This window comes from Paenibacillus sp. FSL R5-0475 (genome assembly GCF_038004585.1).
GTDB lineage: Bacteria > Bacillota > Bacilli > Paenibacillales > Paenibacillaceae > Paenibacillus_AQ.
The window spans coordinates 5,302,419-5,314,775 of record NZ_JBBORK010000001.1 but is presented as its reverse complement, the minus strand read 5'-3'; the positions used below and the strand labels follow the sequence as shown (position 1 = coordinate 5,314,775).

The 12,357-nt window shown below is 43.2% G+C and carries 13 protein-coding genes; 12 read left to right on the top strand and 1 reads right to left on the bottom strand.

Annotation, left to right across the window (positions count from 1 at the left end):
• Positions 1 to 35: 35 nt before the first annotated feature.
• The 4 genes from MKX41_RS23795 (at position 36) to MKX41_RS23780 (ending at position 3,535) form a co-directional block, all read left to right on the top strand.
• On the top strand, positions 36 to 491 hold the full coding sequence (locus MKX41_RS23795) for a RidA family protein (RefSeq protein WP_340973437.1): 456 nt from the start codon (positions 36 to 38) through the stop codon (positions 489 to 491).
• A 152-nt stretch (positions 492 to 643) separates the two neighbouring features.
• Positions 644 to 1,678, top strand: coding sequence for a C40 family peptidase (locus tag MKX41_RS23790; RefSeq protein WP_340973435.1), 1,035 nt, complete (start codon positions 644 to 646; stop codon positions 1,676 to 1,678).
• A 67-nt stretch (positions 1,679 to 1,745) separates the two neighbouring features.
• Positions 1,746 to 2,426: a YdeI/OmpD-associated family protein gene (locus tag MKX41_RS23785; protein WP_340975042.1), complete on the top strand. Its 681-nt coding sequence runs from the start codon at positions 1,746 to 1,748 to the stop codon at positions 2,424 to 2,426.
• 101 nt (positions 2,427 to 2,527) lie between these two features.
• The gene (locus MKX41_RS23780; RefSeq protein WP_340973434.1) at positions 2,528 to 3,535 is read left to right on the top strand and encodes a sigma-70 family RNA polymerase sigma factor; all 1,008 of its coding nucleotides are present in this window, start codon (positions 2,528 to 2,530) and stop codon (positions 3,533 to 3,535) included.
• A 100-nt stretch (positions 3,536 to 3,635) separates the two neighbouring features.
• On the opposite strand, the gene MKX41_RS23775 is transcribed toward MKX41_RS23780, so the two are convergent.
• Positions 3,636 to 4,631 carry an ABC transporter substrate-binding protein gene (locus MKX41_RS23775; protein ID WP_340973433.1) on the bottom strand — a complete coding sequence of 332 codons (996 nt, stop codon included), beginning with the start codon at positions 4,629 to 4,631 and terminating at the stop codon, positions 3,636 to 3,638.
• Between the two features lie 200 nt (positions 4,632 to 4,831).
• Here MKX41_RS23775 and MKX41_RS23770 point away from each other — a divergent pair, with 200 nt between their 5' ends.
• The 8 genes from MKX41_RS23770 to hmpA all read left to right on the top strand — a co-directional run bounded on the left by MKX41_RS23770 (position 4,832) and on the right by hmpA (position 12,323).
• Positions 4,832 to 5,836 (top strand): FecCD family ABC transporter permease, encoded by a 1,005-nt coding sequence (locus MKX41_RS23770; protein WP_340973432.1) that lies wholly within the window; start codon positions 4,832 to 4,834, stop codon positions 5,834 to 5,836.
• A gap of 1 nt (position 5,837) precedes the next feature.
• A complete protein-coding gene (locus tag MKX41_RS23765) occupies positions 5,838 to 6,881 on the top strand; it encodes a FecCD family ABC transporter permease (protein ID WP_340973431.1) in 1,044 nt (347 codons plus the stop codon).
• A gap of 14 nt (positions 6,882 to 6,895) precedes the next feature.
• Entirely contained in the window at positions 6,896 to 7,708 is an 813-nt protein-coding gene (locus MKX41_RS23760; RefSeq protein ID WP_340973430.1) for an ABC transporter ATP-binding protein, read from the top strand.
• A gap of 126 nt (positions 7,709 to 7,834) precedes the next feature.
• Complete coding sequence (locus MKX41_RS23755) at positions 7,835 to 8,530, top strand: response regulator transcription factor (protein ID WP_042192843.1); 696 nt, start codon at positions 7,835 to 7,837, stop codon at positions 8,528 to 8,530.
• A gap of 123 nt (positions 8,531 to 8,653) precedes the next feature.
• Entirely contained in the window at positions 8,654 to 9,508 is an 855-nt protein-coding gene (locus MKX41_RS23750) for a M15 family metallopeptidase (protein WP_076284957.1), read from the top strand.
• Between the two features lie 29 nt (positions 9,509 to 9,537).
• Positions 9,538 to 10,029 carry a VanZ family protein gene (locus tag MKX41_RS23745; protein WP_340973428.1) on the top strand — a complete coding sequence of 164 codons (492 nt, stop codon included), beginning with the start codon at positions 9,538 to 9,540 and terminating at the stop codon, positions 10,027 to 10,029.
• A gap of 45 nt (positions 10,030 to 10,074) precedes the next feature.
• Positions 10,075 to 10,911 (top strand): YitT family protein, encoded by an 837-nt coding sequence (locus tag MKX41_RS23740; RefSeq protein ID WP_042192837.1) that lies wholly within the window; start codon positions 10,075 to 10,077, stop codon positions 10,909 to 10,911.
• Between the two features lie 206 nt (positions 10,912 to 11,117).
• Positions 11,118 to 12,323, top strand: coding sequence for an NO-inducible flavohemoprotein (gene hmpA, locus MKX41_RS23735; RefSeq protein ID WP_340973427.1), 1,206 nt, complete (start codon positions 11,118 to 11,120; stop codon positions 12,321 to 12,323).
• The last annotated feature ends 34 nt before the right edge of the window (positions 12,324 to 12,357 follow it).

The following is a 12,357-nucleotide window of genomic DNA, read 5'->3' as shown; positions in this document are numbered from 1 at the left end:
TATTGAGGTTGTACTGATTGGAGGAGGGAACTGAAGTGGCGGATCGAATCATAGCGGATAGACTTGACGAATTAGGTATTGTCCTACCTAGTGCTAGTGAACCGGCGGCAAAATATGCTAACTACGTTATTGTTAATGGATTATGTTTTGTATCGGGAAAAGGACCCGCCGGGCATCCCAAAGGCAAGCTGGGACAAGACTTCACCACCGAAGAAGGCTATCATTTTGCACGTCAGGCTGGTATAGAGATCCTTGCCGTCCTTGAGTCAGCTTTAGGTTCCTTGGATAAAGTGAAGAGAGTGGTCAAAATTCAAGGATTTGTGAATGCAGATCCCTTATTCGAAGAACATCATAAAGTGCTCAATGGCTGTTCGGATTTAATGCTGGAGGTATTCGGAGACAAGGGCAGTCATGCTCGTTCGGTATTGGGCGCTGTTTCTGTAAGGGATAATCTTCCGATCATTATCGATTCTATTTTTGAAGTGGATTAAAAAGAGGGCTGTGGCACCGAAAGGTGACCGCAGTCCTCTTTTTACATGGTTTGAGCAGTAGTTAGACAGCAACCCCAATAATTGTAACAAAACTAATTACCCTTTTTTTAGTAATAACAATTGAACATATTAATCAACGAGGTGACGACATCATGAGGATTCATAAGAAAGCCACACTACTTGTACTACTTACATCTATACTCTATACAGCTCCAGCCCATGCGGCGGTGATGCCTCAGAATCAGGTTACAGGCGTTTTTCTGGATGATCGGCAGCTTGAATTAGAGGTTCAGCCCTTGCTCATAAACGGTACAACGCTTATTCCCATGCGCAAGCTGTTTGAAGAACAGGGAGCAAAGATTTCATGGAACAACGATACCAAAACAGTGAAGGCCACTAAGGGAACGCTGGTGCTGACTTATCAAATAGGAGATTTAACCGCGAACAAAAATGGACAAGCCTTAAGCTTAACCGTTCCGGGTCAGGTTGTCGGTGGTAATACGATGATGCCGCTGCGTTTTGTCAGCGAGGCTCTAGGCAGCACCGTGAAGTGGGAGGCTAACACTCGGACCGTCCGCATCTATTCAGCGCTGAATTACGATACAACGATTCGTTATGGGGTTAACCTGCGCAGTTCGCCGAATTCATCGGATCAATCAGGTGTCCAGCAAATGTTGTCCGTAGGCGATAAAGTCCATATCGTTAGAGAAGTGGATGCTTTGTGGTTAGAAGTGCGAACGCAAGACAACAAGACGGGGTACATATCTGCTAAACCGAAATATAGCGATTATACTAGTGAGTCGCTCGCTGAGAAGCAGGGAAGCGCGTTGCTTGCTTACGGAGAAAAGTATCTGGGAACCCCTTATGAATTCGGTGCTGCAACGAACCAGACGTCTACCTTTGACTGTTCTTCTTTCGTAGCACATTTATTAGAGAACGTGTTGTCGGTGGATCTGCCACGCGCCTCTTATAATCAAGCCAAAGAAGGGAAGGAAGTTGGAATCAGCGAACTGCGTAAAGGAGATCTACTGTTCTTTAGTGCACGTGGTCTCGACATTGGTCATGTTGCTATGTATGCGGGAAATAATCAGATATTGCATACGTATTCTAAGGAGCAAGGCGTCCATTATGAAGCCCTGAGTGAGAAGTGGAAGAAGCGTTTTGTGACGGCCCGTAGAATGTTTTAGATTGGGTAGCGATTAGGCTATAATGATCACGATGAAGAAGCATCCGAATACATTTGGGGGATGAAGCATAGTGACTAAAACCATCGTAGAAAAGCTGAACTTACAAAAATACAACCAAGTAGCGATATTGAGTAAACCAGAAGGCTCCGATTATTTAGCGGAATTGACGGATTATGATACTTCGCTAAATGGGGCGTATGATCTTATATTTGCCTTTGTACTAGACATGGCGTCGTTACAGGAACTAGTGAACCGTGTGATTGAGCAACAGCATCTTCATAAGAATGGCTATCTCTTTGTGGCGTATCCTAAAAAGGGAAACAAAGTGTATCCGACCTATATTCATCGTGACGACTTACTAGAGGGTCTGGGCAGTGATGAGAAGGGCTACATCGGGACAAGCAATATTAAATTTGCACGCATGGTAGGTTTGGATGATGTCTTTACAGTTGTGGGGTTGAAAGAGGACGCTAAGGGGAAAGGTCAGCTTTCCAATACCCCAAGTCAATCTGTAGATGACTATATTTCTTTCATTCCAAATGTGGAAGAAGATCTGAAAGATACACCGGAGCTTCTAGCCATCTATCAATCGCTTACCCCGGGATACCGCAAAGACTGGGCTCGATATGTCTATAGTGCCAAACAAGAGGCAACAAGAGCTAAGCGTAAAGAGGAAATGAAGATGATTCTACAGGCTGGTCATAAGAGCCGTGAGCTGTATCGGCAAGCCAGTAGTACTGAACTCTAACTAGACCTTTCTTCATCAAAAAGATTATTTAAAGACATAAAGACGGTTTTTGAACTCCTTTTCCGTCTATGTTATGAGCTTGATTGATAAGGAGGCAGATAGTGACTCGTACGGATGCAGAACTGGTAGATAAGGTGTGTAAAGGGGATATGGATGCATTCAGTGGGCTTATCGGCAAATATTCCAATGCAGTATATGGAGTAGCTTACGGTAAATTGGGGGATTTCCACACCGCGCAAGACATTACACAAGAGGTTTTTGTTAAGACCTATCGTTATTTACCCAACTTAAAGGAGCCAGAGAAACTCGCCAGTTGGTTATATGCAGTTACTACACGGGAATGTATGGATTGGTTTAGGGCGAATAAGAAGAAAGCTGCATATGAATTCATGGAGAAAATCGAGGTTTCTCAGTTGGAGACCACTGAAGATCAGCTCCTCCGAAGAGAACTCCAGCAAGATGTGTGGAAGGCATTAAACACCTTATCCGAAGCTAACCGTATAGTCACCATTCTATTCTATATCGACAACTACAAGGTTAGGGAGATCGCTGATTTCCTTGATTTATCTATTGAAGCTGTCGAGAGTAGACTCCGCAGATCAAGAACGATCTTAAAAAGGGAGATGTTGAGTACAGTGAATAACAATCTAAGTGAAAACAAATTGCAGGACGAATTTAAAAAGAGAGTTTTTCAGGATGAAAGAATGCCTGAAACCAACTTTCGTCGTGTGGCCATGGGCCAAAGTGAATTCGATGATATTGATATGCCTAAGACGAACTTTTCTAATGTAAATATGGCGGGTACTAAGTTTGACAATATTAATATGAGTAGTACTACTTTTAACGATATCAATATGCATCTTGTTAAGTTTAATGAAGTCGGATTGTGGGAAATCAAGGTTAGCAATAGTGAATTAGGAGAAGCCTATTTCCATGATATTCACTTGTATGGTAAAGGCAATAAGTTTGAACGATGCCAGCTTAACGGCACATCTTTTGTAGAGTGTGATCTTTCAAATGTAGAGATAAAAGACTGCAATCTTTCAGGCGTCACAGTTAATGGCATTTCATTAGAGGCCCTGCTAGAGAGCCATAATAGAAAAAAATAATTTGGATATATTGCTGTAGTAGAGGAAGTTTGTTGGTTATTTTTAACCATAAAAAAGAGATGGTACAGGAAATTTCCAGTACCATCTCTTTTCGTGCTGTTTATTTTATATCATAAATCTTGTAAAGCTCATCAAGCATAAGATTAGCTGCGATGACGCCGCCAGATGTATTCCAGATTGCATCGCTCACTCTGATGGCTTTATTGTTCTTAACAACATTAAGGCTTTGCCAGAGCGGATCTTTCAGCATTTCTTGTTCCATCTCGGTGCCTTTTCCGTCACCAGTGTCGTAAGTGAAGTAGAACAACATGTCTGCATCTACTTCTGGAAGACGCTCTTTGGTAATCTCTTCAACGAATGTATCGGTATATTTCTGATTGTCGGGACGAGTGATCCCCAGCTTGGAGAAGGCAATACCTGTGAAAGTATCCTCTAGGTAGATACGTGTCTTTCCTGCCATGAAACGAACGACAGATACTTTCTGATTCAGCTTATCGCCTGCTTTTGCTTTGAAATCTGCAGCACGGCTATCGTAGTCTGCAATCAGCTTTTCGCCCTCGGTAGTTTTGCCCAAAGCATCAGCATAGAGTAGGAAGTTCGTTTGCCATGCGCCACGAAGCGTTTCAGAGAAGACGGTTGGTGCAATGGCTTTTAGCTGGTCGTACACTTTTTCCTGACGCAACTTATTACCGATGATTAGATCAGGTTTCAGACTGGCAATGAGTTCAAGGTTTGGCTGGCTTTCTTCACCAACGACAGTTACACCTTCCATATCCGCTGCGATGTGTTCATACCACGGATCACCTGTCCATGATTTAACAGCTCCTACTGGCTTCACGCCAAGAGCCAGCAAAGCTTCCGTTCCTTCATTCGTTAGTACAACTACACGCTTCGGTGTTCCTTTAATTGTAGTTTCTCCCATAGAGTGAGTTACTTTATGTTCGGCTCCTGAGTTTGCTGCATTAGATTCAACGGGACTTGCTGCATTACTGTTATTAGATCCTGCTTGACCACAACCTGACACAATGACAGTCAAGGCGAGTAAAGCTGCGGATATAGTTAAAGAAAATCTTTGTTTTTTTATAACGGAAAACATTCACTAACCCCCTATATATTATGAAAATGATTCTCAACGACGATGGAAAAAACTATAACAACTTACATTCTCAAAGTCAACGATTTTATGATAATGATTATCATCTTCGTTGACAGGTTCTACCTCATAACCTAAAATATCTTAGGAACCTGATTGGTTTATATGTAAATTAATCATAGGATAATAGGAAAGAGGAAACTATGAGCACTCTACTTAACACGCGAGCGCAGAAGGTTGTTGGATTACTGATGAGTCTGGTGTTATTGGTTGCCGGAATTGTATGCAGTATCGCCTTTGGCGTGACTAATATTAGTTGGCATACGATTGTCCAATCCTTCACGGATTACAATGGTTCACAAGAGCATTTGATTATACAGACAGCTAGAGTACCACGTGCTTTTATAGCTGCGATAGCTGGAGCGAGTCTGGCAGTTGCAGGCTCCTTGATGCAAGGCATCACACGCAACCCTCTAGCTTCACCGAGTCTCTTCGGTATTAACGCCGGAGCAGCATTCTTCATTGTTGCGGGCTCAGCTTTTTTCGGAGCAAGTGGTCTGACCACCTTTGCAACCCTAGCTTTCATCGGCGCAGCTGTCACAGCCACCATTGTATACATTCTCGGCTCCAGTGGAAGCGATGGACTGACTCCCCTTAAGGTTACACTCGCGGGTGCTGCAATGACTGCCTTTTTCTCCTCTTTATCCCTTGGTTGTTTATTAACCGGTGGGCAGACCTTTGATCAAGTCTTATATTGGTTCGTCGGTTCTGTTTCGGGGCGGGACATGGGAATATTTATTACAGCTGCACCTTATATGGGTATAGCACTATTAGGTGCCTTTGTGATTGCTAGACATATGAACCTGCTTACGCTGGGGGAAGATGTTGCTACAGGGCTCGGACAGAAGACAATATTCATTAAACTAGCTGCTGGGGTCATCATTGTCTTGCTTGCGGGTGGTTCTGTATCGATTGCAGGTCCAATTGCTTTTGTAGGCATTGTAATTCCACATATTACACGTTATTTGGTAGGTCTGGATTATCGCTGGGTTATTCCTTACTGCGCTATACTTGGGGGTATTCTACTGCTTGGCGCAGATATTGGATCACGGTACATTGCATTTCCGAAGGAAATACCTGTTGGCGTTATGACTGCTATTCTCGGGGTTCCTTTCTTCGTATATATTGCCAGAAGAGGGGATGCCTAATATGGATAAATGGATGACCCTTAGAGGTCGTAATCACTCTTTTCAAATTAGTCGTAGAACGTTAATCATGATTTTGTTGCTGTTAGCCGCTAATGTAATTACGATGATCATCTGTGTAGGACTTGGAAGTACTTTTATTAGTCCGATTGCCGTTATTCGAACGCTTTTCGGTATAGGCGATCCGTCCGATGCGATGATTATTTTCTCCTTAAGAATGCCTCGTGTCGTCGTTGCGGTTATGGTCGGTGCGGCACTAGCCATCTCTGGAGCATTGCTGCAGGGTATCGTTCGTAATCCACTCACATCACCTGATATTATAGGGATTTCTGGTGGGGCATCGCTTGGTACCGTGATTTTCATTCTTTATTTCTCTCACGTAAGTATCCGTTTCATGCCTATTAGTTCGATTGCCGGGGCTTTTGCGGCAGCACTCCTGATCTATCTATTCGCATATCGACGGGGGATTACTCCACTTCGACTGGTGCTGATTGGGATCGGAATGTCTACGGCGATTACAGCAGTTACATATATGTTGATTCTCTCATCATCGTTTACGCCGACAGCTGTAGCGGTCAAAGCATTCACTTTCATGACGGGAAGTATATATGGTGTATCTTGGGACCGAGATGTACTAACGATGCTGCCATGGATGGTTATTCTGATTCCTGCTGCATTGATTTATGCTAGGCACCTAAATGTGCAAGAGCTAGGGGATGAGGTAGCTACGAGTGTTGGCAGTTCGGTCCAAGTCAAAAGAACGATTCTGCTCGTGATCAGCGTTGCCCTTGCAGGGGTAGCGGTTGCTATTGGTGGTGCAATCAATTTTATTGGTCTGATGGCTCCGCATATTGCTCGAAAGCTAGTTGGGCCTGCCTATGGCGGCGTTATTCCAGTCTCAGCTCTTATCGGCTCACTTGTCTTACTGCTATCTGATCTTGTCGCCAGAATTGCGTTTATCCCTCTGGATATCCCGGCAGGCGTATTCACCGCTGCTATTGGAGCGCCTTTCTTCATCTACTTATTGTACCGTCATCGCAGTTCATAAAGGGAGTGACTCACATGTCCGTTATCCAAGCGAACAATCTTACGTTATCCTATGGAAAAAAGCCAGTGTTCTCTAATCTAGATGTGCTTATTCCTAAAGGGAAAATCACTGTATTCATCGGAAGCAACGGCTGTGGTAAGTCAACCTTACTACGTTCTCTTGCCCGTTTATTGAAGCCTCAAGAAGGCAGTATTATCCTAGATGGCAGTGATATTGCCAAGCTTCCAGCTAAGGAGGTTGCGCGACGCCTCGCTATCCTGCCGCAAGGACCCATTGCACCTGAAGGCTTGACTGTCCAACAGCTTGTTAAGCAAGGCCGTTATCCGTATCAAAGCTTCCTTCAGCAATGGTCTCGTGAAGATGAGATTATGGTGAAGAAAGCCCTTGAAGTGACTCATATGAATGAGCTATCAGGTCGTTCAATAGACTCCCTCTCGGGAGGACAAAGACAACGAGCTTGGATTGCAATGACACTCGCTCAGAATACCTCGACGATTCTACTGGATGAGCCTACGACTTATCTTGATATGACCCATCAGGTCGATATTCTGGATCTTTTATTTGATCTTAATGAGCAGGAGAATCGCACCATTGTAATGGTGCTTCATGATATTAATCTGGCTTGTAGATATGCACATCACATCGTTGCGGTTAAAGAAGGACGGATCTATGCGCAAGGTGAGCCTGAGAACATTGTTAACGAGCAATTGATTCACGATGTATTTGATATGGAATGCCAAGTAACCGCTGATCCGATCTTCGGAACACCGCTGTGCATTCCTTTTGGTAAAGGCCGAAAGCTAATTAAGACATCATCTTTTAAGTGATGGTATTTCCGTATATTATTAATCACAGATGTAAACGAGAAACCACCTTGTTCATAGGGTGGTTTTTAAGTTTGGGGTATAATGGATGTAGATCATATAGCACAAACCTACAGGGGTGAAATATAGATGAAGCGCATTACGATTTTAATTGCGGATGATGAGGCGGAGATTGCGGATCTGGTGGCTTTGCATTTGCAAAAAGAAGGGTATCATATCATTAAAGTATCCGATGGGCGGGCAGCCGTACAAGCTATTGAGTCACAAACGATAGATTTGGCGATTCTGGATATTATGATGCCAGGGCTGGATGGCTATGAGGTAACCCGTCACATTCGGGAGCAGCATCATCTGCCGATTATTTTTTTAAGCGCGAAGACTTCTGATCTGGATAAGATCACGGGACTTGTCATGGGCGCAGATGATTATATGACCAAACCGTTCAATCCAATGGAATTAGTCGCCCGCGTTAATTCTCAACTACGGCGCTCTATACAATTCAGTCAGCCCGCAGCCGTTCTTAAGTCGGTCCTCGAAGTTGGTGGGTTGACGATTTCACCAGATGAACATACCGTCACTCTTTACGGCGAGGTAATAGACCTAACTCCGAAAGAGTTTGATATTCTTCATTTATTGGCGAGCCATCCTAAGCAGGTGTTTAGCGCGGAGAGTATCTTCCAGCAGGTATGGGGAGAAGCTTATTATGAGAGTGGCAACACGGTCATGGTGCATATCCGTACCTTGCGCAAAAAGCTTGGTGAAGACATCAATAAGAACAAATTTATTAAGACAATCTGGGGTGTAGGATATACCTTTACTGGGTAAGGCCGCTGAGCCCTTATACATTTTAAGAAAAACTTTATAATTGTCCTGCTTTTCTTTAAAGTGTCTTCGTTATTCTATTCCTATCAAGCATAAACGTCTTAAGGAAATGGGAGGACATTACGGATGAAAAAGTGGGGCTTTTTGGTGATCGTTGTGTTATTTCTTGGTTACGCAGCCGCTCGTTATTTACCGGATACGGGTAATTTAGCTGATAAGAATGATAAGATCCAGAAAGGATCGATTAGAAATAGCGATAGTTTAAAGGTGATTACGCAAGATCAGGTATATCAAGGGGATTTATTGCTGGTGAACAAACAATATCCGGTACATGAGGACAGCGTGAAGTCTGATATTGTGACCTTATTTGATCAGAAGGATCTGGTTCAGGGCTATGGATTACTAGATACCTCGATTCGGTTGTCTGAAAGTGTAGCACATAAATTCAATAAAATGATCAAAGCTGCTGAGAAGGATGGCGTGAATCATTTTTTAATTAGCAGTGGGTACAGGGACTTTGAGGAGCAAGAGCAATTGTATGCGGAAAAAGGTTCAGACTATGCTCTTCCAGCGCAATATAGCGAACATAATTTAGGATTATCGCTGGACATCGGATCGTCTCAATCGGAAATGAGCAAAGCACCTGAAGGCAAATGGCTGGAAAAGAATGCGTGGAAATACGGCTTTATTCTACGCTATCCGAAAGACAAAACGGAGATTACGGGGATTAAATATGAACCTTGGCACTTCCGTTATGTAGGCTTGCCACACAGTGCGATCATTCAGGAGAAGGGGATCGTGCTGGAACAATATTTAGATCTTTTGAAGGAAAATAGTGAAATTTCAACGGTTGTAGACGGCAAAACATATACGGTGAACTATTATCCAGTATCAGGATATACAAGTATTAAGATTCCAAAGGAAGGGCAATATAAAACGTCGGGCGATAATATGGATGGCGTAATTGTCACTACATTTTGATGAGTACGAAGCCTAAGAGCGAGTCTACTATGACATTATTGCTGGCAGCCGTATTTATTGTCTATATGTATTTTTTGATCCGAATTATCGTATTTAAAGGCGCACCTTTTAGCTTGCAATCACTTTGGGAACAGGCAGGGCGTATGCTCGAGCATCCCGACAGAATTTTTAAGCGACAGGGCAACTATGTACCCTTTAAAGAGATCTCGCAAGAGATCAAGCATCTGTCACTTTCAGATCCTTTTTCATCACTTAATTTAGTGGGCAATCTTCTTGCGTTTATTCCGTTTGGAGTCTTTGTTCCAATGCTGTTGTCGCAAAAAGTAAGGTTATTTCAAAAGGTCTTCATGCTCTCTTTTGCGCTGAGTCTGAGCTTTGAAGTTACACAATTAGTATTGTATATCGGCACCTTTGACGTGGATGATCTGATCTTAAACACTTGCGGTGGGGTAGTCGGTTACGCCATATATAGAATGCTGGTTTCTTCTGGATTGTTTACAACTATATCGAAGCGGTGTTAGTATTTGTGGATGGTAGATATAGACAGAGGATAGAAGGGGCATGGTATGAAAAAGCGTATTTCGGATATTGTTTCCATCATTGTAGGAGCATTGCTGTTTTCCTTGGCCGTTAACTTGTTTGTGATTCCGAACGAGTTCGGTGAAGGCGGGGTAACGGGACTGACTATGATTACATACTATTTGTATCAGTGGTCACCAGGTATTGTTAGCTTAATTCTTAATGCTTTATTATTGATTGTGGGTTATAAATTTCTGGACAAAACGACGACAGTATACACGATTATTGCGGTGTTTTTTAACTCGTTATTCCTGATTCTTACGAAGAATTGGCATATCGCCAGCGATGAGTTGATCATCAATGCAATATTTGGAGGCATCTTGTCTGGTGTGGGTATCGGAATGATCATACGTGTGGGTGGAACGACCGCAGGGTCAACCATTATCGCCAGAATCCTGCATAAATTTTTGGATTGGAACGTTAGCTACGCTCTTCTTCTAGTCGATTTAGTTGTGGTATTTGCTTCGTATTTCATCATTGGTGTTCAAAGTCTGATGTTTACGATTGTGATGCTCTATGTAGCGACTAAGGTGATGGACTTCATTATTGAGGGAGTGAATCCTAAGAAGGCCGTTACGATTGTATCCAAGGAGCAGGACAAAATTGCTGAACAAGTTAATGGAATCATGGATAGAGGGGTCACAGTCATTTATGGCCGAGGGTATTATACTAAAGAACCCAAAGAGCTGCTCTATATTGTCATTAGCAAACAGGAAGTAACCATGCTTAAGAAAATTGTAAGATCGATTGATAAAGAGGCTTTTATCGCCATTCACGATGTAAGAGATGTGTTCGGAGAAGGCTTTGTGGAGCTGGCAAAATAAGAGTGAAAGTGCTGTCCGGTAGCTACCTGAGCTGCTTGGGCGGCTTTTTTTTGGATTGGGCATTCGAATGTGATGGATATCATTGCATTTTCTGTTTGTTCACATTTTATTAAATTTTAAAGTGATTCAGCGCACACTCGCTCATTTGCAGCTTCTATATGCTTTTTATAGAGGCATTATCTAATTGCAGGAGAGAGGGTATTCATATGTTAGATCAACAAACGATTGCTATTATAAAATCAACAGTTCCTGTATTACAGGTTCATGGAACAACCATTACTACGACGTTCTATGGCATGTTATTTGAAAACCATCCAGAGCTATTAAATATATTTAATCATGCCAATCAGCGGCAAGGCAGACAGCAGACAGCGCTTGCTAACGCAGTCCTAGCAGCGGCTATGAATATTGATCAACTAGGGAATATCTTACCGGTGGTAAAACAGATTGCAGAGAAGCATCGAGCACTGGGTGTATTACCTGAGCATTATCCGATCGTGGGTGAGACGTTGTTAGCTGCGATTGGACAAGTACTTGGCGATGCGGCAACACCGGAAATTATAGATGCATGGGCCAAAGCCTATGGTGTAATCGCAGATGCTTTCATTGGTGTGGAAGCAGAAAAGTATCGTGAAGCTGCGGAAGCTCCGGGGGGCTGGAGTGGATTCAGAAACTTTGTCGTCACTCGGAAGGTTAGTGAAAGTGAGCTTATTACTTCCTTTTACCTGTCTCCTGAGGATGGAGGGGCGATCTCTTCTTATTTCCCGGGTCAGTACATCACGGTTCGTATTCAGCCCGAGGGGGAAGAATATTCCCATATTCGCCACTACAGTTTGTCCAGTGCTCCGGGACAGGCGTATTACCGTATCACTGTTAAACGGGAAGGTGAAGGGATAGATAGACCTGCGGGCGTCGTATCCACTTATCTGCATGATTTCGTCCAAGTGGGCTCTATATTAGAAGTGGGCTCTCCAGCGGGCGATTTCGTACTGGATCAGCGTAGTGACACTCCGGTGGTTCTAATCAGTGGGGGTGTGGGCTTAACCCCAATGGTAAGTATGCTGGAGACAATAATTGCTGCACAGCCAGAACGCGAGGTAACTTATATTCATGCAGCCATCAATGGAAGTTTGCATGCTATGAAAGATAGGGTGGCAGATTTAGCACAATCTCATTCTTCTCTTCGGTCCTATGTATGTTATGAATCTCCAGGAGAAGGCGACAAGTGCAATAGATCTGGTTATATTGATCTTTCTTGGCTTCAAGAAATAGCAGATGTGAACTCTGAATTCTATTTCTGTGGGCCGACCCCATTTATGAAGGTCATATATAAGGCGCTCAAGGAATGGCGGGTACCTGATGACAGAATTCATTTTGAATTTTTTGGACCTGCCGGCAGTTTAGAAGAATAATGTAGATAACAAAAAGCGCCTTAGCCAATTGGCT

Coding starts and splice junctions, on each gene's coding strand:
- MKX41_RS23790 (WP_340973435.1), top strand. CDS start 644: ATGAGGATTCATAAGAAAGCCACACTACTTGTACTACTTACATCTATA.
- MKX41_RS23775 (WP_340973433.1), bottom strand. CDS start 4,631: ATGTTTTCCGTTATAAAAAAACAAAGATTTTCTTTAACTATATCCGCA.
- MKX41_RS23770 (WP_340973432.1), top strand. CDS start 4,832: ATGAGCACTCTACTTAACACGCGAGCGCAGAAGGTTGTTGGATTACTG.
- MKX41_RS23765 (WP_340973431.1), top strand. CDS start 5,838: ATGGATAAATGGATGACCCTTAGAGGTCGTAATCACTCTTTTCAAATT.
- MKX41_RS23760 (WP_340973430.1), top strand. CDS start 6,896: ATGTCCGTTATCCAAGCGAACAATCTTACGTTATCCTATGGAAAAAAG.
- MKX41_RS23755 (WP_042192843.1), top strand. CDS start 7,835: ATGAAGCGCATTACGATTTTAATTGCGGATGATGAGGCGGAGATTGCG.
- MKX41_RS23750 (WP_076284957.1), top strand. CDS start 8,654: ATGAAAAAGTGGGGCTTTTTGGTGATCGTTGTGTTATTTCTTGGTTAC.
- MKX41_RS23745 (WP_340973428.1), top strand. CDS start 9,538: ATGACATTATTGCTGGCAGCCGTATTTATTGTCTATATGTATTTTTTG.
- MKX41_RS23740 (WP_042192837.1), top strand. CDS start 10,075: ATGAAAAAGCGTATTTCGGATATTGTTTCCATCATTGTAGGAGCATTG.
- hmpA (WP_340973427.1), top strand. CDS start 11,118: ATGTTAGATCAACAAACGATTGCTATTATAAAATCAACAGTTCCTGTA.